26 protein-coding genes are annotated in these 20,425 nt (G+C 60.4%); 11 read left to right on the top strand and 15 right to left on the bottom strand.

Annotation, left to right across the window (positions count from 1 at the left end; genetic code table 11):
• Window positions 1-7 precede the first annotated feature (7 nt).
• The 7 genes from murA to H043_RS0104340 form a co-directional block, all read right to left on the bottom strand.
• Window positions 8-1,273 carry a UDP-N-acetylglucosamine 1-carboxyvinyltransferase gene (gene murA / locus H043_RS0104370; RefSeq protein WP_027610854.1) on the bottom strand — a complete coding sequence of 422 codons (1,266 nt, stop codon included), beginning with the start codon at window positions 1,271-1,273 and terminating at the stop codon, window positions 8-10.
• A 22-nt stretch (window positions 1,274-1,295) separates the two neighbouring features.
• Window positions 1,296-1,535: a BolA family protein gene (locus tag H043_RS0104365; protein WP_007953556.1), complete on the bottom strand. Its 240-nt coding sequence runs from the start codon at window positions 1,533-1,535 to the stop codon at window positions 1,296-1,298.
• A 116-nt stretch (window positions 1,536-1,651) separates the two neighbouring features.
• Window positions 1,652-1,957, bottom strand: a complete 306-nt coding sequence (locus H043_RS0104360; RefSeq protein ID WP_027610853.1) for a lipid asymmetry maintenance protein MlaB — start codon at window positions 1,955-1,957, stop codon at window positions 1,652-1,654.
• Window positions 1,954-2,607 carry a phospholipid-binding protein MlaC gene (locus H043_RS0104355; RefSeq protein ID WP_027610852.1) on the bottom strand — a complete coding sequence of 218 codons (654 nt, stop codon included), beginning with the start codon at window positions 2,605-2,607 and terminating at the stop codon, window positions 1,954-1,956. The genes H043_RS0104360 and H043_RS0104355 overlap by 4 nt, the downstream gene beginning before the upstream one ends.
• 11 nt (window positions 2,608-2,618) lie before the next feature.
• Complete coding sequence (mlaD, locus tag H043_RS0104350) at window positions 2,619-3,086, bottom strand: outer membrane lipid asymmetry maintenance protein MlaD (RefSeq protein WP_007967220.1); 468 nt, start codon at window positions 3,084-3,086, stop codon at window positions 2,619-2,621.
• Window positions 3,086-3,883 carry a lipid asymmetry maintenance ABC transporter permease subunit MlaE gene (gene mlaE, locus H043_RS0104345; protein WP_027610851.1) on the bottom strand — a complete coding sequence of 266 codons (798 nt, stop codon included), beginning with the start codon at window positions 3,881-3,883 and terminating at the stop codon, window positions 3,086-3,088. Before mlaE ends, mlaD begins: the two co-directional genes overlap by 1 nt.
• A complete protein-coding gene (locus tag H043_RS0104340; protein WP_027610850.1) occupies window positions 3,883-4,692 on the bottom strand; it encodes an ATP-binding cassette domain-containing protein in 810 nt (269 codons plus the stop codon). The genes mlaE and H043_RS0104340 overlap by 1 nt, the downstream gene beginning before the upstream one ends.
• Window positions 4,693-4,966: 274 nt before the next feature.
• Between H043_RS0104340 and H043_RS0104335 the strand changes: the two genes are divergently transcribed.
• The 10 genes from H043_RS0104335 to H043_RS0104290 all read left to right on the top strand — a co-directional run bounded on the left by H043_RS0104335 (window position 4,967) and on the right by H043_RS0104290 (window position 11,996).
• The gene (locus H043_RS0104335) at window positions 4,967-5,941 is read left to right on the top strand and encodes a KpsF/GutQ family sugar-phosphate isomerase (protein ID WP_027610849.1); all 975 of its coding nucleotides are present in this window, start codon (window positions 4,967-4,969) and stop codon (window positions 5,939-5,941) included.
• Window positions 5,941-6,465, top strand: a complete 525-nt coding sequence (locus H043_RS0104330; protein ID WP_007967216.1) for an HAD family hydrolase — start codon at window positions 5,941-5,943, stop codon at window positions 6,463-6,465. The genes H043_RS0104335 and H043_RS0104330 overlap by 1 nt, the downstream gene beginning before the upstream one ends.
• A gap of 8 nt (window positions 6,466-6,473) precedes the next feature.
• Window positions 6,474-7,046, top strand: a complete 573-nt coding sequence (gene lptC / locus H043_RS0104325) for an LPS export ABC transporter periplasmic protein LptC (RefSeq protein ID WP_027610848.1) — start codon at window positions 6,474-6,476, stop codon at window positions 7,044-7,046.
• The gene (gene lptA, locus H043_RS0104320) at window positions 7,033-7,578 is read left to right on the top strand and encodes a lipopolysaccharide transport periplasmic protein LptA (protein WP_027610847.1); all 546 of its coding nucleotides are present in this window, start codon (window positions 7,033-7,035) and stop codon (window positions 7,576-7,578) included. The genes lptC and lptA overlap by 14 nt, the downstream gene beginning before the upstream one ends.
• The gene (gene lptB / locus H043_RS0104315) at window positions 7,578-8,303 is read left to right on the top strand and encodes an LPS export ABC transporter ATP-binding protein (RefSeq protein ID WP_007967211.1); all 726 of its coding nucleotides are present in this window, start codon (window positions 7,578-7,580) and stop codon (window positions 8,301-8,303) included. Before lptA ends, lptB begins: the two co-directional genes overlap by 1 nt.
• A 189-nt stretch (window positions 8,304-8,492) precedes the next feature.
• On the top strand, window positions 8,493-9,986 hold the full coding sequence (locus tag H043_RS0104310; protein ID WP_027610846.1) for an RNA polymerase factor sigma-54: 1,494 nt from the start codon (window positions 8,493-8,495) through the stop codon (window positions 9,984-9,986).
• Between the two features lie 73 nt (window positions 9,987-10,059).
• Window positions 10,060-10,368 (top strand): ribosome-associated translation inhibitor RaiA, encoded by a 309-nt coding sequence (raiA, locus tag H043_RS0104305; RefSeq protein ID WP_025109458.1) that lies wholly within the window; start codon window positions 10,060-10,062, stop codon window positions 10,366-10,368.
• A 12-nt stretch (window positions 10,369-10,380) separates the two neighbouring features.
• The gene (gene ptsN, locus H043_RS0104300) at window positions 10,381-10,845 is read left to right on the top strand and encodes a PTS IIA-like nitrogen regulatory protein PtsN (RefSeq protein WP_027610845.1); all 465 of its coding nucleotides are present in this window, start codon (window positions 10,381-10,383) and stop codon (window positions 10,843-10,845) included.
• A gap of 2 nt (window positions 10,846-10,847) precedes the next feature.
• Complete coding sequence (rapZ, locus tag H043_RS0104295; RefSeq protein ID WP_027610844.1) at window positions 10,848-11,705, top strand: RNase adapter RapZ; 858 nt, start codon at window positions 10,848-10,850, stop codon at window positions 11,703-11,705.
• Window positions 11,706-11,720: 15 nt separating this feature from the next.
• Window positions 11,721-11,996, top strand: coding sequence for an HPr family phosphocarrier protein (locus H043_RS0104290; RefSeq protein ID WP_027610843.1), 276 nt, complete (start codon window positions 11,721-11,723; stop codon window positions 11,994-11,996).
• 62 nt (window positions 11,997-12,058) lie between these two features.
• On the opposite strand, the gene H043_RS0104285 is transcribed toward H043_RS0104290, so the two are convergent.
• The 6 genes from H043_RS0104285 to pmbA all read right to left on the bottom strand — a co-directional run bounded on the left by H043_RS0104285 (window position 12,059) and on the right by pmbA (window position 17,429).
• The gene (locus H043_RS0104285) at window positions 12,059-12,952 is read right to left on the bottom strand and encodes a ZIP family metal transporter (RefSeq protein WP_027610842.1); all 894 of its coding nucleotides are present in this window, start codon (window positions 12,950-12,952) and stop codon (window positions 12,059-12,061) included.
• Between the two features lie 30 nt (window positions 12,953-12,982).
• Complete coding sequence (locus tag H043_RS0104280; protein WP_027610841.1) at window positions 12,983-13,594, bottom strand: superoxide dismutase; 612 nt, start codon at window positions 13,592-13,594, stop codon at window positions 12,983-12,985.
• 1 nt (window position 13,595) lies between these two features.
• Window positions 13,596-14,036: a hypothetical protein gene (locus tag H043_RS0104275; protein ID WP_007967199.1), complete on the bottom strand. Its 441-nt coding sequence runs from the start codon at window positions 14,034-14,036 to the stop codon at window positions 13,596-13,598.
• Between the two features lie 27 nt (window positions 14,037-14,063).
• The gene (locus H043_RS0104270; RefSeq protein WP_027610840.1) at window positions 14,064-15,440 is read right to left on the bottom strand and encodes an aspartate ammonia-lyase; all 1,377 of its coding nucleotides are present in this window, start codon (window positions 15,438-15,440) and stop codon (window positions 14,064-14,066) included.
• On the bottom strand, window positions 15,421-15,828 hold the full coding sequence (locus H043_RS0104265) for a hypothetical protein (protein WP_027610839.1): 408 nt from the start codon (window positions 15,826-15,828) through the stop codon (window positions 15,421-15,423). Before H043_RS0104265 ends, H043_RS0104270 begins: the two co-directional genes overlap by 20 nt.
• 248 nt (window positions 15,829-16,076) lie before the next feature.
• Entirely contained in the window at window positions 16,077-17,429 is a 1,353-nt protein-coding gene (pmbA, locus tag H043_RS0104260; RefSeq protein WP_177325603.1) for a metalloprotease PmbA, read from the bottom strand.
• A 102-nt stretch (window positions 17,430-17,531) separates the two neighbouring features.
• On the opposite strand from pmbA, the gene yjgA reads away from it, so the two are divergent.
• Entirely contained in the window at window positions 17,532-18,056 is a 525-nt protein-coding gene (gene yjgA / locus H043_RS0104255) for a ribosome biogenesis factor YjgA (RefSeq protein WP_007961589.1), read from the top strand.
• A gap of 51 nt (window positions 18,057-18,107) precedes the next feature.
• On the opposite strand, the gene tldD is transcribed toward yjgA, so the two are convergent.
• Together tldD and H043_RS0104245 are read right to left on the bottom strand one after the other, a co-directional pair.
• Window positions 18,108-19,550, bottom strand: coding sequence for a metalloprotease TldD (gene tldD / locus H043_RS0104250; RefSeq protein WP_007961588.1), 1,443 nt, complete (start codon window positions 19,548-19,550; stop codon window positions 18,108-18,110).
• A 4-nt stretch (window positions 19,551-19,554) separates the two neighbouring features.
• Window positions 19,555-20,415, bottom strand: coding sequence for a carbon-nitrogen hydrolase family protein (locus tag H043_RS0104245; RefSeq protein ID WP_027610837.1), 861 nt, complete (start codon window positions 20,413-20,415; stop codon window positions 19,555-19,557).
• Window positions 20,416-20,425: the final 10 nt, after the last annotated feature.

Below are 20,425 nucleotides of genomic sequence, written 5' to 3'. Positions count from 1 at the left end.
GCAGCAATCAGCCCGGAACGCGACGGATCTTGGCGCCCAGCATCTGCAGTTTTTCTTCGATGCACTCGTAACCACGGTCTATGTGGTAGATGCGATCGATCAGGGTGTCGCCTTCGGCCACCAGTGCCGAGATCACCAGGCTGGCCGAAGCACGCAGGTCGGTGGCCATCACTGGCGCGCCCTTCAGGACTTCAGTACCGGTGACGATCGCGGTGTTGCCTTCGACCTGGATCCTGGCGCCCATGCGGTGCAGTTCGTACACGTGCATGAAACGGTTTTCGAAGATCGTCTCGATCACTGCACCGGTGCCTTCGGCAATGGCGTTGAGCGAGATGAACTGCGCCTGCATGTCGGTCGGGAACGCCGGGTACGGCGCGGTACGCACGTTGACCGCTTTCGGGCGCTTGCCGTGCATGTTCAGCTCGATCCAGTCTTCACCGCAGGTGATTTCCGCACCGGACTCACGGAGCTTTTCCAGGACCGCTTCAAGAATGGTCGGATCAGTGTCCTTGACCTTCACGCGGCCACCGGTGACCGCAGCGGCCACCAGGTAGGTGCCGGTTTCGATACGGTCAGGCATGACTTTGTAGAAGCACGAACCCAGACGCTCGACGCCATCGATGGTGATGGTGTCGGTACCGGCGCCGGATACCTTGGCGCCCATGGCGTTGAGGAAGTTCGCCAGGTCAACCACTTCAGGCTCACGCGCAGCGTTCTGCAGCACGCTGCGACCCTTGGCCAGGGCGGCTGCCATCATGATGTTTTCGGTACCGGTCACGCTGACGGTATCGAAGAAGAAGTGCGCACCGCGCAGACCGCCTTCAGGCGCCTTGGCCTTGATGTAGCCGCCTTCGACGTCGATCACCGCGCCCATGGCTTCGAGGCCACGAATGTGCAAGTCAACCGGACGCGAACCGATGGCGCAACCGCCAGGCAGGGCGACTTCGGCTTCACCGAAACGCGCAACCATCGGGCCCAGTACCAGGATCGAGGCACGCATGGTTTTCACCAGTTCGTACGGCGCGATCAGGGTCTTGATGGTGCGTGGGTCGATTTCGACGCTGAGTTTCTCGTCGATCACCGGCTCGATGCCCATGCGACCGAACAGCTCGATCATGGTGGTGATGTCGTGCAGGTGCGGCAGGTTGCCAACGGTCACCGGGCCATCGCACAGCAGGGTGGCAGCCAGAATCGGCAGGGCGGAGTTCTTCGCCCCGGAGATACGGATTTCGCCATCAAGACGAACGCCACCGGTAATAATCAATTTATCCATAAGAATCTCGACGCCCTAGGGCTCAGGTGCGCTCGGCCCAGGCCGCGCTGCTGAAAAATTTCATAGTGACCGCGTGGATGCTGCCATCGGCGATCCAAGGGTTCAAATGGGCATAGATGCTTTGCTGACGCTTGACCGGGCTCAACGCCGCCAGTTCATCACTAATCACGTTCAGCTGGAAGTTGCAGCCTTCGCCTTCAACTTCCACCTGCGTTCCTGGCAGCTTTCCTTCAAGGAAGCTCTTCACTTCTACGGCCTGCATGCTCAACCTCAATCGGCGCCCTGTGCGCACGGGTCGGACATCATACAAAAAAGCCCCGCGCCTGCGAACCCCGCATTGGCAGGACTCTGACGGGGGGCTTGTTTATCGATGCGGGTTCAGGGGTGCGCGAGCAACTCGGTCAGTTCACTGACCTGAGCGATTTCGCGCATGTCTTCCGGCATCGCACGGATGCTGACGGCCTTGCCGGCCGCCTGGGCATCGCGCATGAAGCACAGCAGCAAGGACAAGCCGACGCTGCTGGACTTCTTCACTGCCGAGCAATCGATGACCAGCGATGCCGCCTTGCTGGACTTGATCAGCGCCTGGCCTTCCTTGCGCAGGTCGGGACCTGTGCGATAGTCCAGCACTCCGCTGAGCAATAGCTCGTCGACATCACTCATACGAACTGCCGCCTCATTCATTGCGCTGGCTTCTCGGCAGCTTTCTCGGTGGTTTCCTTGGCCTTGGCCACTTCGCCAGCCCAATTGTTGATGGTCTTGTCCAGATCGTTGCCATTGCGCTGCATCGCGTCGGCGAACTGATCACGGAACAGCTTGCCGATGTTGATGCCGTTGATGATCACATTGCGCAGTTTCCACTCGCCATTGATCTTCTCCAGCGTGTACTGCACAGGGTAGATCGCGCCGTTGTTGCCCTTGACGGTCATGCCGACGCTGGTGCGATCGCCGGACTCATCCTTGGCCGGATCAACCGTGATGCCCTGGTTGTTGTATTCGAGCAAGGCATTGCCATAGAACTGGAACAGGCCGCGCTTGAAGTTTTCCTGGAAGGTCTGCATCTGCGCCGGCGTGGCCTTGCGCGAATACTTGACCGTCATGATGCTCTTGGAAATGCCTTCGGCATCCACCACAGGTCCGACGATGGTGTTCAGCGCCGTGTAGAAGTCCTGCGGATCCTTCTTGTACTTCTCTTTATTGGCCGACAGGTCGGCCAGCATCCGGTTCGTGGTGTCCTGAATCAGGTCGTGCGCCGACTGTCCGGGCGCAGCGCTAGCCAGCATCGGCAGTGCCGCAAGCAACACCAACAGGCCACGTCGCAAGGTAGAGATCATTCAAAAGCTCCTCATTTGGCGTCTTTGCTAACGGTATTGAGCAGGAATTTACCGATCAGGTCTTCCAGTACCAGAGACGACTGGGTGTCGTGGATGGTTCCACCATCCTTCAGACGGGTGTCTTCGCCGCCCACGCTGATACCGATGTACTTCTCGCCCAACAGGCCAGCGGTCAGGATAGACGCTGTGGAGTCGGTCGGCAGGTTGTCGACCTTTTTATCCACTTGCAGGGTTACCCGACCGGTGAAGCTGTCGCGATCCAGATCGATGGCCGTGACCTTGCCGATGGTTACGCCAGCCATGGTCACTTTGGCTCTGACCGTCAAACCGGCGATATTGTCGAAGTAGGCATACAGTTTATAGGTGTCGGTGGTCGAAGTCGGAGACAGGCCACTGACCCGCAGAGCCAGTAGCAACAAAGCCAGGATCCCTGCCAGCAGGAACAGGCCGACACCGATTTCCAGGGTGCGGTTTTGCATCAGAAATCTCCAAACATCAAAGCGGTCAGAATAAAGTCCAGGCCCAGTACCGCCAGCGAGGCGAATACCACGGTCTTGGTGGTGGCGCGACTGATGCCCTCGGAAGTGGGCTCACAGTCATAGCCTTGGAATACGGCGATCCAGGTCACGACGAAGGCGAAAACGACACTTTTGATGACGCCGTTGAGCACATCGCTGGTGAAGTTCACGCTGTTCTGCATGTTCGCCCAGTAGGAGCCTTCATACACGCCAAGCCAGTCGACAGCCACCCACGAACCGCCCCAGATTCCCACCACGCTGAAAATCATCGCCAGCACCGGCAGGGAAATGAAACCGGCCCACAGACGCGGGGCAATAATGTATTTGAGCGGATCGACACCGATCATTTCCAGGCTGGAAAGCTGTTCGGTGGACTTCATGTTGCCAATTTCTGCGGTCAGCGCCGAACCGGCACGCCCGGCAAACAGCAACGCCGTCACGACTGGCCCCAGTTCACGCAGCAACGTCAGGGCCACCATCTGCCCTACCGCCTGCTCCGAACCGTAGCTCGACAGAATACTGAAGCCCTGCAGCGCCAGCACCATGCCGATGAAGATCCCTGACACGACGATGATCACCAGCGACATCACGCCGACCGAATGCAACTGCTTGACCAGCAGGCCGAAACCGCCGCTGATACCGCCACGACCGAGCAGGGCGTGAAACAGGAACAGGGTCGCGCGGCCAAACACCGCGACGGCGTCGATCGCCGCCTCGCCGAAGCGGCGTACGCGTTCTATTAATGAAATTCTGCGCATCAGCGCTTCCCCAGAAGATCTGCGCGGTAATCCGTCGCTGGAAAATGGTACGGCACCGGGCCATCGGGATTGCCGGTCATGAACTGGCGAATACGCGGCTCCTCCGAATTCATCAATTCGTCCGGCGTGCCCTGCCCCAGCACCTGACCATCACCCACTACATAGATGTAGTCAGCGATGCTCGCGGTTTCGGCCAGATCGTGGGAGACCACGATGCTGGTGATCCCCAGCGCATCGTTGAGCAGACGGATCAGGCGTACCAGCACGCCCATGGCGATCGGATCCTGACCGACGAAAGGCTCGTCATACATGAGAATCTGCGGATCGAGCGCAATTGCCCGGGCCAAGGCGACCCGACGCTTCATGCCGCCGGACAGCTCGTCAGGCATCAGTTCGATCGCACCGCGCAAACCGACCGCCTGCAATTTGAGCAGGACGATGTCGCGGATCATTTCATCCGGCAATTGGGTATGAACGCGCAGGGGGAAAGCGACGTTCTCGAAGACATCGAGATCGGTGAACAGCGCGCCGCTTTGAAACAGCACGCCCATGTGCTTGCGCGCATCGAACAGATCACTGCGCGACAGCGTCGGCAGGTTCTGGCCGTTGACCCAGACTTCGCCGCTGGATGGACGCAACTGCGCACCCATCAAGCGCAACAAAGTGGTCTTGCCGCACCCGGAAGGTCCCATGATGCCGGTAACCTTGCCACGCGGGATGCGAATATCGACGTTATTGAAAATGCTGCGCGCACCGCGCTTGAAGGAGACTCCCTTCAGCTCGACCGCGTAGGCGTTATCGGCACTCATCTAAACTCCTTGCGATGCAGCCTCACACTCGGACGCCTGGCTTTCCGCAGAAAGCACATACCTCCCGGGCAGGCCGAACTGGCGGCGAACTATATCACTGCAAACGCCAAGCGCCCAAGGCCCCGCCCCTCCGCGTTCAACGATATGACAGGCCTGATGGCACTTTTTCGGGGTTTTGCTGACGCGGAATGACAAAGCACGACGAACTTGCGTGAGGCTTTTCAACATAACCGCTATAATCGCCGCCTTTTCATCGGGCTATACGATTTCTGACATGAGCCAATCCAGCGACCTGATTCAATCGGCACAACGCACCATCCGCCTCGAAGTGGAAGCCGTACAAGGCTTGTTGCCCCATATCGACGCCGATTTCGTACGCGCTTGCGAGATGATTCTGGCCAGCAAAGGCCGTGTGGTCGTGGTCGGCATGGGCAAATCCGGGCACGTCGGCAACAAGATTGCCGCGACCCTGGCCAGCACCGGCACCCCGGCATTTTTCGTCCACCCGGCCGAAGCCAGCCATGGCGACATGGGCATGATCACCCGCGACGACGTGATCCTCGCCCTCTCCAACTCCGGCTCGACCAACGAAATCGTCACCCTGCTGCCATTGATCAAGCGCCTCGGCATCCAGTTGATCAGTCTCACCGGCAATCCGCAGTCGCCGCTGGCCAAAGCTGCCGAAGTCAATCTCAACGTTCATGTCGAACACGAAGCCTGCCCGCTGAACCTGGCACCGACTTCCTCTACCACCGCCGCGCTGGTCATGGGCGATGCCCTGGCCGTGGCGCTGCTGGAAGCGCGTGGTTTCACCGCCGAAGATTTTGCCTTTTCACACCCGGGCGGCGCTCTGGGTCGACGCCTGCTGCTGAAAGTGGAAAACGTCATGCATGCCGGGCAAGAGCTGCCGCAAGTGCAGCGCGGCACCCTGCTCAAGGACGCGCTCATGGAAATGACCCGCAAGGGTCTGGGCATGACCGCGATCGTTGAAGCCGATGGCAAACTGGCCGGAATCTTCACCGACGGCGATTTGCGCCGCACGCTGGACCGCAGCATCGACATCCGCAGCGCCACCATCGACCAGGTCATGACCGCACACGGCAAGACCGCACGGCCGGAGATGCTCGCCGCCGAAGCCCTGAAAATCATGGAAGACCACCGAATCAACGCACTGGTGGTCGTAGATGAAGAAGATCGCCCGATCGGCGCCTTCAACCTCTCCGATCTGCTGCGTGCAGGAGTGATGTAATGACCACCGATCTGCTGCAACGCGGCAAAGCGATCAAACTGGCGGTGTTCGACGTCGACGGCGTCCTCACCGACGGGCGCCTGTACTTCCTCGAAGACGGCAGCGAATTCAAGACCTTCAACACCCTCGATGGCCAGGGCATCAAGATGCTGATGAATGCCGGTGTCGAGACCGCCATCATCAGTGGCCGCAAGACCCCGGTGGTTGAACGCCGGGCGAAGAACCTCGGCATCCCGCACCTGTTTCAGGGCCGTGAAGACAAATTGGTGGTTCTGGACGGCCTGCTGGCGCAACTGGGCCTAAGCTATGAACAGGTCGCCTACCTGGGTGACGACCTGCCTGACTTGCCGGTGATCCGCCGCGTAGGCCTGGGCATGGCCGTTGCCAATGCTGCCGACTTCGTGCGCGAACACGCCCATGGCGTCACTCGGGCCCGCGGTGGCGAAGGTGCCGCTCGTGAATTCTGCGAATTGATCCTGCGCGCCCAGGGCCGCCTCGATGCGGCCAACGCCGCGTACCTGTGAGCCAAATCATGTTTAGCAAAAAATTTCGCAACTTCCTGCTGTTCGGCTGCATCGCTGCGATGTTTGCGGCGGTCGGCTACTGGAACATCAGTCCGGAACGTTTCCTCGACAAGCCTGTGGCCAAGGTCGAAGACACTGCCATCGACTGGTACGCCACCAATACGCATACCCTGCAATATCTGCCGGACGGCAAAGTGCAGTACGAAATGACGTCGGACAAGGCCGAACACCTGAAAGCGACGGATGTGACTCTGGTTACCAAACCCGACCTCAACATGTATCGCGGCACCGAGTTTCCGTGGCACGTGACCAGCGAGCGAGGCGAAGTGAATCCGGACGGAACGCAGGTAGAATTGATCGACTCGGTACGCATCAAGCGCACCGATGAAAAGAAACGCGACACCCTGATCACCAGCACACGCATGACGGTGTTCCCTCAGCAGCAATATGCGCAGACCGAGCAACCCGTTAGAATCGACGGCGCTGGCGGTGTATCGACCGGCGTGGGAATGAAGGCGTATTTGAAGGAAAGCAGGATACACCTGCAATCGAACGTAAGAGGACAGTATGAGGCTCGTTAAAACCCTCCCTATTTTGCTCAGTCTGGGCGCAGCACTGGGAAGCGTGAGCGCCTGGGCTCTGCCGAACGATCAGCAGCAACCTATCCGCATTCAGGCCGACGACGCCCAGCTGGACGACAAGAACGGCATCGCCACCTATAAAGGTGATGTGATCATCACCCAGGGCTCGATGATCGTTAAGGGCAATACGGTGACCATCACCCGTACTCCGAACGGCGATATCGACGTGGTGACCTCGGTGGGCAACCTTGCCTACTTCGAGCAGTTGCAAACCCAGGGTGACGCCAAGCCTGTTCAGGGCTGGGGCGTGACGATTCAGTACCACGCCGCGCAAAACCGCGTCGTGCTGATCGACAAGGCCAAGGTTGTCGACAAGGACAACAACACCACTCAGGGCGAGAAAATCGTCTATGACACGGTGAAGAAACTGGCCAGTGCCGGTCGCGCTACCGGCAGCAAAGTCACCGAAGCGCGTCCGCGTATCGACATGGTGATCCAGCCGAAGAAGAAAACCGACGAGAAAACCCAGTAATGGCAACTCTGAAAGCTCAACACCTGGCCAAGGCCTATAAAAGCCGCCAGGTTGTGCGCGACGTCAGCCTGTCGATCGACAGCGGCCAGATCGTTGGCCTGCTCGGCCCGAACGGCGCCGGCAAGACCACCTGCTTCTACATGATCGTCGGTCTGGTGCAGGCCGATCAGGGTCGCGTACTGATCGATGATCTGGACGTCAGCCATCAGCCGATGCACGGCCGTGCCAAGGCCGGTATCGGCTATCTGCCGCAAGAAGCGTCGATCTTCCGCAAACTGTCGGTGGCCGATAACATCATGGCCATCCTCGAAACCCGCACGGAACTCGACAAGGCCGGTCGTCGCAAGGAACTGGAAAGCCTGCTGCAGGAATTCCACATCAGCCACATCCGCGACAACCTCGGCATGAGCCTGTCCGGTGGTGAACGCCGCCGGGTGGAAATCGCCCGCGCCCTGGCGACCGCACCGAAATTCATCCTGCTCGACGAACCGTTCGCCGGTGTCGACCCGATTTCGGTCGGCGACATCAAGCAGATCATCCATCACCTCAAGGCCAAGGGCATCGGTGTTCTTATCACCGACCACAACGTGCGTGAGACCCTGGATATCTGCGAAACCGCCTACATCGTCAACGACGGTCAACTGATCGCGGAAGGCGATGCGGCGACCATCCTTGCCAACGATCTGGTGAAGGAAGTGTATCTGGGCCACGAGTTCCGCCTCTAAAGCGCGATCGCATTCGGCCAGCCGTTTGGGCGCTGTAACGTTGAAGCTGATTTTTTATACGCTTTTATTGTTACAGCGCTCTAGGCAAACACGACAGTTTCAGGCATATAATTTGCTTAAGTTTGGCGCTCCGGCGCCCTGTAGTGGATGGCGCATGCGCGCCGGCGAATAAGGTGTTAAGCCCCTGCCATGAAACCATCGCTAGTCTTGAGAATGGGCCAGCAGCTGACGATGACACCGCAGCTGCAACAGGCCATCCGCCTGCTCCAATTGTCGACCCTGGACCTGCAACAGGAAATCCAGGAGGCCCTGGAATCCAATCCGATGCTCGAACGCCAGGAAGAAGGCGACGACTTCGACAATACCGATCCTTTGGCCGACAACGCCGAACAAAAACCCAACACCGACATTCAGGAACCGTCCTATCAGGAAGCCGCCCCGACGGTGGACAATCTGGAAGATGGCGAATGGAACGAGCGCATTCCTAACGAACTGCCAGTCGATACCGCCTGGGAAGACGTCTACCAGACCAGCGCCAGCAGCCTGCCCAGCAGCGATGACGACGAGTGGGACTTCACCACCCGCACGTCCGCCGGCGAAAGCCTGCAAAGCCATCTGCTGTGGCAATTGAACCTGGCGCCGATGTCCGACACCGACCGCCTGATCGCCGTGACCCTGATCGATTGCATCAACAATCAGGGCTACCTCGACGAAACCCTCGAAGAAATTCTCGACGCCTTTGATCCGGAGCTCGACATCGAGCTGGACGAGATCGAAGCCGTTCTGCACCGCATTCAGCAGTTCGAACCGGCCGGTATCGGGGCGCGCAACCTCGGCGAATGCCTGCTGCTGCAACTGCGTCAGCTCCCGGCCAAGACCCCGTGGCTCAACGAAGCCAAACGTCTGGTCAGCGATTACATCGATCTGCTCGGCAGTCGCGACTACAGCCAGTTGATGCGGCGTATGAAGCTCAAGGAAGACGAGTTGCGTCAGGTCATCGAACTGGTGCAAAGCCTCAATCCGCGTCCGGGCTCGCAGATCGAATCGACCGAAGCCGAGTACGTGGTGCCCGACGTCATTGTGCGCAAGGATAACGAACGCTGGCTGGTTGAGCTGAATCAGGAGTCAGTGCCCCGTCTGCGGGTCAACGCGCAGTACGCCGGTTTCGTCCGTCGCGCCGACACCAGCGCCGACAACACCTTCATGCGCAACCAGTTGCAAGAGGCACGCTGGTTCATCAAGAGCCTGCAAAGCCGCAACGAAACCCTGATGAAGGTGGCCACCCAGATCGTCGAGCATCAGCGCGGCTTCCTGGAATACGGCGATGAAGCCATGAAACCGTTGGTCCTGCATGACATCGCCGAGGCGGTCGGCATGCACGAATCGACGATTTCCCGGGTTACCACGCAGAAATTCATGCATACCCCGCGCGGTATTTATGAACTGAAATACTTTTTCTCCAGCCACGTCAGCACCTCCGAAGGCGGTGAATGCTCGTCGACGGCGATCCGCGCGATCATCAAAAAACTGGTTGCGGCGGAAAATCAGAAAAAGCCGTTGAGTGACAGCAAGATCGCTGGTTTACTGGAGGCACAAGGCATTCAGGTGGCTCGCCGCACCGTCGCCAAGTACCGCGAATCCCTCGGGATCGCGCCTTCGAGCGAACGCAAGCGGTTGATGTAAGCCACGTTACAGCGTTCCAGTGGCAGGCTTTTCGGCCTGCCGCTTTATGCACTGGCAACGAAGGAGAAGCTGTATGCAAGTCAACATCAGTGGACACCAACTGGAAGTGACCGAACCTCTGCGCACCTACATCAACGAGAAACTCGAACGATTGGAGCGCCATTTCGACAAGATCACCAACGTGCAAGTCACGATGTGCGTCGAAAAGCTCAAGCAGAAAATCGAAGCCACCTTGCATATACCCGGCAGCGAAGTGGTCGCCAACGCAGAAGATACCGACATGTACGCTGCGATCGACTCACTGACCGACAAGCTGGATCGCCAACTCAAAAAGCATAAGGAAAAGACCCAGAGCCTCCTTCAGGGCGCGACAGGTCGTTAACACTCCCAACCCATGATCCGACTTGAAAGTATCCTGACCCCCGGCCGTTCCCTGGTGAACGTGCCGGGCGGCAGTAAAAAGAAAGCCCTCGAACAGATTGCCAACCTCATCCATAAAGAAGTGCCGGATCTGGCCATGCAGGATGTTTTCGAGAGCCTGGTAGCCCGTGAGAAACTCGGATCCACCGGTTTCGGCAACGGCATCGCCATTCCCCACTGCCGCCTCAAAGGCTGCGAAGCGCCTATCAGCGCGTTGATGCACCTTGATGCCCCCATCGATTTCGATGCCATCGATGGCGCACCGGTCGACCTGCTGTTTGTACTGCTGGTCCCGGAAGCGGCCACCGATGCCCACCTGGAATTACTGCGCCAGATCGCCAGCATGCTCGATCGCAAGGAAGTGCGCGAAAAACTGCGCAGCGCACCGAGCAACGAAGCCTTGTATCAGGTCGTCCTGAGCGAGCAGAACGGTCATTAATCATGCGCTTGATCATCGTCAGCGGCCGCTCCGGCTCGGGTAAAAGTACCGCCCTGAATGTCCTTGAGGACAACGGCTACTACTGCATCGACAACCTGCCGGCCGGTCTGCTGCCGGAGCTCGCCGAACGCGCCCTGATTCACACCGAACTGGCCCAGCCGCTGGTGGCCGTGTCGATCGATGCACGCAATCTGCCGAGCCACCTGTCGCGTTTCCCCGAACTGCTTGAAGAAGTCCGTGCCCGGCACATCCAGTGCGATGTGCTGTATCTGGATGCCGACGAAGAAACCCTGCTCAAGCGCTTCTCGGAAACCCGCCGGCGCCATCCATTGAGCACTGCCAACCGCTCGCTGGCCGAAGCGATCGAAGATGAAACCGCCCTGCTCGGCCCGATCGCCGACCTGGCCGACCTCAAGGTCAACACCACCAATCTGAATCTGTACCAGTTGCGTGACACCATCAAACTGCGCCTGCTGAACCAGCCGGAGCCGGGTACGGCGTTTCTGGTCGAGTCGTTCGGCTTCAAGCGCGGCATGCCGGTGGACGCGGATCTGGTGTTTGATGTGCGCTGCCTGCCCAATCCTTACTGGAAACCGGAACTGCGTGCACAATCGGGTCTCGACGCACCGGTCGCCGAGTACCTGGCTGCACAACCGGAGGTTGAGGAGATGTTTCAAGACATCTACGGCTACCTGTACAAATGGCTGCCGCGTTTTGCCGCGAGCAACCGCGCCTACGTCACCATTGCCATTGGCTGCACCGGCGGGCATCACCGCTCCGTTTACCTGACCGAACGCCTGGGTCAGGCCCTGCAGAAAACCCTGAAGAACGTCCAGGTTCGCCACCGCGACCTCACTTAAAGGATTCACACCGCGATGCCTGCTCGTGAAATCGAAATCATCAACAAATTGGGTCTGCATGCCCGGGCATCGGCCAAATTCGTCGGCGTGGCCGGCAAGTTTCCGGAGACCACGATAAGAGTCGGTCGCACACCCGAGACAGCAGTAGACGGCAAAAGCATCATGGCGATGATGATGCTCGCGGCCGGCAAGGGCACCAAGATCCATTTGAGCACCGAAGGCGAACAGGCTGAGGAGGCCATGGTTGCTTTGGTGGAGCTGATCAACAACTACTTCGATGAAGGGGGCTGACAGCCCAGCACCGAAGATCGCTGCCTTGGCAACAGCTGCCGCAGGCTGCGATCTTTTGATATTCAACCCAACGCCGTATCCATCACCATCATCAGACAAAACCCGATCAGCAAGCCAAGACTGGCCAGCTTGTCATGACCATTGCGGCGCGATTCCGGAATGACTTCGTGCGTCACCACCAGCAACATCGCCCCCGCCGCCAGCGCCAGCCCCAACGGCAATAACAGCTCCGCCAGACTGACCAGCCAGGCACAGAGCAGTGCAAACACCGGTTCGACCAGTCCTGACGCCGCGCCGATCAAGAATGCCTTGACCCGCGACATTCCCGCCCCCGCCAGTACCAGCGCAATCACCAATCCCTCTGGCACATCCTGCAAGGCGATGCCCATCGCCAGACTGTCGGCATCCGGCATGCCCCCGCCAGCGGACACCCCCACCGCCATGCCTTCCGGGATGTTGTGAGCAATGATGGCGAAGACGAACAGCCAGATGCGCGGCGGAATCACCGGGTGCTCGGGGGTACCGACGAGCATTTCCGGTGAGGCGCCGGACAGTTTCAGATCCACCAGATACAGAGCGAACGCACCGAGCATGATGCCGAAGCAGATCAACCCGCTGGCGGCCCACGGTGTCAGGCCCAGACTTTCGGCGGCGGCTATGCCCGGCACGATCAGCGAAAACGCGGTCGCCGCCAACATCACGCCGGCGCCGAAACCCAGTAGCGTATCGCTGAGCCTCTGCGGCATACGCCGGATCACCAGCACCGGCACCGCGCCGAGCGCCGTGCCGAGGGCGCAGATCGCGCCGCCCTGCAATGCGCGTGACAATCGCGGCTGCAGATCCAGCCATTCCAGCCCGTGCACGGCCAGCAGGGTCATGCCCGCCAGCAGCAACAGCGACCCGACCGCGTAACGAAACATGCGCCCACCGCCAATCGCCAGTGTTTCAGTGCCCATAGTCAGCCCTGGATTGTTTTTATAGAAGACTTAAACCAGTGCAGCCTGGTAGCGCACAGCAACTTCCGGCCAGTTGATCACGTTGTAGAACGCGTTGATGTATTCCGGGCGGCGGTTCTGGTAACGCAAGTAGTAGGCGTGTTCCCAAACATCCAGACCGAGAATCGGCGTGTTGCCGTTCATCAACGGGCTGTCCTGATTGCCGCTACTTTCCACGACCAGTTTTTTCTCCGGGGTCACGCTGAGCCAGGCCCAGCCGCTGCCGAAACGGGTCAGTGCGGCTTTGGTGAAGGCTTCCTTGAAGCTGTCGATACCGCCCAGTTGCTCCTCGATCGCCTTGGCCAGCGCGCCGTCAGGCTTGCCGCCACCGTTGGGCACCATGACTTCCCAGAACAACGAATGGTTGGCATGCCCGCCCCCCTGATTGATCACGGCCGCGCGGAGTTTTTCCGGCAACTGCTGAACGCTGGCGACCAGTTTTTCCACCGGCCATTCGGCGTACTCGGTGCCTTCGACGGCGGCATTGAGGTTGTTGATGTAGGTCTGGTGGTGCTTGGTGTAGTGAATCTCCATGGTTTGCGCATCGATGTGCGGTTCCAGGGCGTCGTAGGCGTACGGCAAGGCAGGCAAGGTAAAAGCCATTTCAGTGGACTCCATGATGATGTGAGGCTGACGCGCGGCGTGCGTTGCCGGTGTCCGGGTGCAGCAGGCGCTGGGTGCGCGGGTATTCGCCGTGCTCGCTGATGAAATTCAGCAGTTCGACGTAGGTCTTGCTGCTCTGGCGCAACGCCGCTTCCCGCAGAGCGGGACGCAGGCGCTCGTCCTGCATGGTCTGCAACAGCCGCTGATGAATCGCACAGAGGTACTCGGCGCTCTCCTCCGGCTGATTCAGGCGCAAGTGCAGATCCGCCAGGTTGTGGTGGGAGATGACGCAGGCCGCCACCGCTTCATCGGCATCTGCCCAGCGCTCGAACAATACTTGCGCCAGCGCCAGGGCTTGCAGGTAAGCCTCGCGGGCATCAATCAGCTCGCCCAGCATGAAGCAGCGATTGGCCCGTTCGATCGTGCGTTTCCAGTGCTCCATGGTGAGCCTCCAAAGCGGTTGCGGGGTTTACACGCCGCCGGCGGTGAGTTTCTCGGGGTTGAGCAACTCTTCCAGTTGGCTGCGGGACAGATCGGTATGTTCCAGCGCGACGTCGATCACCGGGCGCCCTTGTCTGTAGGCCTGCTTGGCGATTTCGGCGGCTTTCTGGTAGCCGATGATCGGGTTGAGCGCGGTGACCAGAATCGGGTTGCGCGACAGCGCTTCCTTGAGCCGCGACTCATTGACCTTGAAGCTGGCGATGGCCTTGTCGCCGAGCAGACGACTGGCATTGGCCAGCAGTTCGATGCTGCTCAGCAGGTTCTGGGCGATGATCGGCAGCATCACGTTCAGTTCGAAATTGCCCGACTGGCCGGCGATGGTGATCACCGAGTCGTTGCCGATCACTTGTGCGGCGACCATGGCGGTGGCTTCCGGGATCACCGGATTAACCTTGCCCGGCATGATCGACGAACCCGGTTGCAGGGCTTCCAGCTCGATCTCGCCAAGGCCGGCGAGCGGACCAGAGTTCATCCAGCGCAGGTCATTGGCAATTTTCATCAGCGACACGGCGGTGGCCTTGAGCTGACCAGAGACGGCGACGGCGGTGTCCTGCGAGCCGATCAGGGCGAACAGATCCTTGCCCGGAGTGAATTGCACATTCGTCAGTTGGCTGAGCTGGCGACTGAAACGCTTGGCAAACTCCGGATGCGCGTTGATCCCGGTGCCGACCGCCGTACCGCCCTGCGCCAGCGATTGCAGGCTCGGCAGCAAGTCCTGCAGATGACCGATGTTGGCCTTGAGCTGCTGCGCCCAGCCATTGAGCACCTGACTCATGCGCACCGGCATCGCATCCATCAAGTGCGTGCGGCCGGTTTTGACGTGGTGGTGCACCTGTTCGGCTTTGTTTTCGATGACCTGCACCAAATGCAACAGCGCCGGCAGCAGTTGTTCGTGCAACGCCAGGGCGGCGCTGACGTGGATGGTGGTCGGAATGATGTCGTTGCTGCTCTGGCCGCAGTTGACGTGATCGTTCGGGTTGACCGGCTCGCCGAGCAGGCGGCTGGCGAGGGTCGCGATCACTTCGTTGGCGTTCATGTTGGAGCTGGTGCCGGAGCCGGTCTGGAAGATATCCACCGGGAAATGCTGCATGAAATCGCCTTCGAGCAGGCCTTGCGCGGCATCGCTGATAGCTTTGCCCTGGCCGGCGCTGAGCTGGTTGAGCTCGACGTTGGCCCGCGCGGCGGCGGCTTTGGCGAGGATCAGCGCACGGATGAATTGCGTTGGCATCGGCTTGCCGCTGATCGGGAAGTTATCCACTGCGCGCTGGGTCTGCGCGCCGTAGAGAGCGTCCACCGGCACCTGCAATTCGCCCATGCTGTCGCGCTCAATACGAGTCTTGGTCATCGGTAAATCCTTGGACTAATTCAATGAGAGGAATCGAGGGAAGCAACTCGCAGGTCGCCAGTTGCCAGGTGTAGCGCTGCCAGCGCTGGAGCCGGCAGTTGCACAGCGACAGGCGCTCCATTTCACGCAACGGACGCCAGGCTTGATCGAGACACAGGCTGCGCCAGTGCCACGGCAACGCGATGTCGGTGGCTGTGTCGAGCAGCAGACGGAAGGAGGTTTCAGCGATGGTCCACGGGGAAGTCGCCGTACAGCAGGCCAGATAACGGCCTTCGGCCAGGTAATGTTCGATCAGGCGCGGCTCGTCAGGATCCATCGCGCAACGGATCTGGCGACTCATCCAGCGCCAGCTTTCGAGGTACGGCTGCTCGTGCAAGGCAGAACTCATGATCCGGGGCTCGTTCGGAGATGAGATTTATTATTAGATGATAATGAGAACCAAAACAAGAGCACCTGGTTACACAGACTCCATTGTAGGAGCGAGCCTGCTCGCGAAGGCGTCGTGTCAGTCACCGCTGCAGTAGGCTGCTATCGCTTTCGCGAGCAGGCTCGCTCCCACAAGGTTTTGTGCGGAGCCAAGAAAAAAGGCGCGCCACCCGATGAGGTGGCGCGCCTTTCTTGTCTGACCGCTGGGGCTTAGCTGCCCGCGACAGTCATCCGCTCGATCAGCACCGAACCCGTGCGAATATTGCTACGCAACTCCAGGTCATTACCGACTGCAACGATCTGCTTGAACATGTCGCGCATGTTGCCGGCGATGGTCACTTCCTGCACCGCGAACTGGATTTCGCCGTTCTCGACCCAGAACCCCGCCGCCCCACGCGAATAGTCGCCGGTGACCATGTTCAAGCCATGGCCCATCAACTCGGTAACCAACAGGCCACGGCCCATGCGCTTCAACAGCGCCGCCTGGTCTTCATCACCGTGAGTGACGAACAGGTTGTGCACGCCACCCGCGTTGGCGGTGCTCGGCATGCCGAGTTTGCGCCCGGAGTACGTGCCGAGGATGTACGACACCAACTCGCCCTTCTCGACGAACGGTTTGGCGTAGGTGGCCAGACCATCACCGTCGTAGGACGCACTGCCCATGGCGCGCATCAGGTGCGGACGCTCATCGATGGTCAGCCATTCGGGGAACAGCTTCTGCCCCAGCGTGCCTTCGAGGAACGACGATTTGCGATACAGACTGCCGCCAGACACCGCCGACAGGAAGCTGCCGAACAAGCCGCCCGCCAGCTCGGCGGAAAACAGCACCGGCACTTCGCAGGTGGGTACCGGACGCGCGCCCAGACGGCTCGCGGCACGTTGCGCGGCACGCTGGCCGATGCTCACCGGATCCGCCAGCAAACTGCCCTGACGATTGACGTCATACCAGTAATCGCGCTGCATCTGGCCGTCGGCTTCGGCGATCATCACGCAGCTCAGGCTGTGCCGGGTCGACGCGTAACCGCCGATGAAACCGTGGCTGTTGCCATACACACGGCAGCCCTGATGGGTGCTGAGGGTGGTGCCGTCGGCGTTCTTGATTCGCGCATCGGCGTCGAACGCCGCCGCTTCACAGAGCAACGCCTTCTCGATCGCCTGCTCCGGGGTGATGTCCCATTCGTGGAACAGGTCGAAATCCTGCACATCCCTGGCCATCAGCGCGGCATCGGCGAGGCCCGAGGCTTCGTCTTCAGAGGTATGTTTGGCGATCGCCAGTGCAGCGGCAACAGTTTCACGAATCGCGTCCGGCCCGGTGGCGGACGTGCTGGCCGAGCCTTTGCGCTGGCCGACGTACAGGGTGATGCCAAAGCCCTGGTCGCGATTGAATTCGACCGTCTCGACCTCACGCTGGCGCACCGACGTCGACAAACCCTGCTCCAGCGACACCGCGACTTCGCAGGCACTGGCGCCCTGACGCTTGGCTTCGGCGATGATCTGCTCGACCTGTTCCTGCAGTGCCGGCAATGCTTGCGGGCCGACGCTTTGAACTGCACTCATGCTCATCTCCACTCAAATTCTGCTTTCGGCTGGGGTCATCGAGCGACCGGGCCGGACAAGCGGCCCCCGACTGGTTATCATGGCGGCGTTTCTTTGCGGACTGCCACCATGGTTGATTCTTACGACGACTCCCTCGATACGGGAGAAAAAAGCAAATCACAGGTCAAACGCGAGCTGCATGCTCTGGTTGACCTTGGCGAGCGCCTTACAACACTCAAGCCCGACTTGCAGGCAAAACTGCCATTGACCGACGCCTTGCGCCGGGCCCTGGCTGATGCGCCGAAGCACACCGCGAACATCGCGCGTAAACGGCACCTGCAGTTCATCGGCAAACTGATGCGCGATCAGGACACTGACGCGATTCTGGTCCTGCTCGATCAACTCGATGCCTCCACCCGTCAGTACAACGAGCGTTTCCACAACCTCGAACGCTGGCGTGACCGCCTGATCGCCGGTGACGATGCCGTGCTGGAGAAATTCGTCGTCGAATACCCCGACGCCGATCGCCAGCAACTGCGTTCCCTGATCCGTCAGGCTCAGCACGAGGTGGCACACAACAAACCTCCTGCTTCCAGCCGCAAGATCTTCAAGTACATCCGTGAGCTGGACGATACCCAACGCGGCCTGCGTTGATACTCGCCATCGGGTGGCCGCCCTGCGCGCCACCCGCAGCTCCACCTCTTTTTATGCGCCCGTGCCACCCACGGTAATCGCATCGATCTTCAGCGTCGGCTGACCGACACCCACCGGCACCGACTGCCCGTCCTTGCCGCACGTGCCCACACCGCTGTCCAGCGCCAGATCGTTACCGACCATCGACACCCGGCTCATCGCCTCGGGGCCGTTGCCGATCAACGTCGCGCCCTTGACCGGCGCGGTGATCTTGCCGTCCTCGATCAGGTACGCCTCACTGGTGGAGAACACGAACTTGCCGCTGGTGATGTCGACCTGACCGCCGCCAAGGTTGGCGCAGTAGATGCCCTTCTTCACCGAAGCGATGATTTCCGCCGGATCGCTCTCGCCTCCGAGCATGTAGGTGTTGGTCATGCGCGGCATCGGCAGATGCGCGTAGGACTCGCGACGACCGTTGCCGGTACGGGCCACGCCCATCAGACGCGCATTGAGCTTGTCCTGCATGTAGCCCTTGAGCACGCCGTTTTCGATCAGCGTGGTGCACTCGGTCGGAGTGCCTTCGTCGTCGACGCTCAGCGAGCCGCGACGACCGCTCAACGTGCCGTCATCGACAATGGTGCAGAGCTTGGAGGCAACCATTTCGCCCATGCGCCCGCTGTAGGCCGAACTGCCCTTGCGGTTGAAGTCGCCTTCCAGACCGTGACCGACCGCTTCGTGCAGCAGCACACCGGACCAGCCCGAACCGAGGACGACAGGCAAGGTGCCGGCCGGTGCCGGAATCGCTTCCAGATTCACCAGCGCCTGACGCAGTGCTTCACGGGCATAGCCCATGGCACGGTCTTCGGCGAGGAAGTAACGATAGTCGGTTCGCCCGCCGCCGCCATGTCCGCCGCGTTCGCGACGGCCATTCTGCTCGACGATCACGCTGACGTTGAAACGCACCAGCGGACGCACGTCAGCGGCCAGGCCACCGTCGGTGGACGCCACCAGAATCCGTTCCCAGACCCCGGCCATGCTCACGCTGACCTGCTGAATCCGTGGATCGAGGGCGCGGGTAGCGACGTCGATGCGCTTGAGCAGCTCGACTTTCTCGGCGCGGCTCAGCACTTCCAGCGGGTTGTCCGGCGCATACAACTGCGCGACATCCTGAGTGCTGAACGCCTGCACCGTGCCGTTCTGCCCGGCGCGGGAGATCGAGCGGGCGGCACGGGCCGCAGCGCCCAGGGCTTCGAGGGTGATCGCGTTGCTGTAGGCAAAACCGGTTTTCTCGCCGGACTGCGCACGCACGCCAACACCTTGGTCGAGGTTGAAGCTGCCTTCCTTGACGATACCGTCTTCCAGCGACCACGACTCAGAGATCTGGCCTTGGAAATACAGATCGGCAGCATCGATGCCCGGGCCGGCCAGATCGCCGAGCACACCTTGCAGGCTCTCGATGGTCACGCCGCCGGGCGCCAACAGGTGATCACTGACTGAGGACAACAACTCGCTCATAGGTTTACGCCTTAAATTCATGTTCTGAAGCAGGCCGCTGGGCGCCCTGCGAGAAAAACCGCCGATGACTCGTCACCGGCATTCGCGCCCTGATAGACGCTTGTTCATCACTGTCGCGTGCGGCCAACAATACCGCCTCGCCTTGATCCTGATGCGCCAGCACACGGCCCCACGGGTCGACAATCGCCGCATGACCGAAGGTTTCACGCGGTCCCGGGTGAGTCCCGCCCTGCGCTGCCGCCAATACATAGCACTGCGTCTCGATGGCCCGGGCGCGAATCAGCACATCCCAATGCGCCGCACCGGTCACTGCGGTGAACGCCGACGGGGCGGTAATCAATTCGGCACCGGCGGCGCGCAATTCGCTGTACAGCTCCGGAAAGCGCAGGTCGTAACACACGGTCAGGCCGACTCGGCCAACCGGCGTGTCTGCGACCACCACGCCACTGCCATAAGCATAGTCATCGGACTCGCGATACCGCCCGCGATTGTCCGCCACATCAACATCGAACAGGTGCAACTTGTCATACCGTGCCACGGTTTCACCCTGATCGTTGACCAGCAGCGAACAGGCATGCGACTTGGCGTCCGGTTGCCCAAGCGGCGGCAACGGCAAGGTGCCGGCCACTATCCATAACTTGAGGTCGCGGGCGGTCTGTTTCAACCATGGCAGGATCGGACCTTCGCCAAGCGCTTCGGCACGGCCGATGTCGGCGATGTCGCGACGGCCCATGGCGGCGAAGTTTTCCGGCAGCACCGCCAGCTTCGCGCCGCCGGCCGCGGCCTGTTCGAGCAGGCGTCGAGCCTGCGCCAGATTGGCCAGCACATCACTCTGGCTGACCATTTGAATCACCGCTAAAGGCATGGCGCACTCC

Source organism: Pseudomonas sp. URIL14HWK12:I6 (assembly GCF_000514195.1).
GTDB lineage: Bacteria > Pseudomonadota > Gammaproteobacteria > Pseudomonadales > Pseudomonadaceae > Aquipseudomonas > Aquipseudomonas putida_A.
Note: the sequence above shows the minus strand (reverse complement) of the source record. Positions and strands in the feature narration are given on the sequence as shown.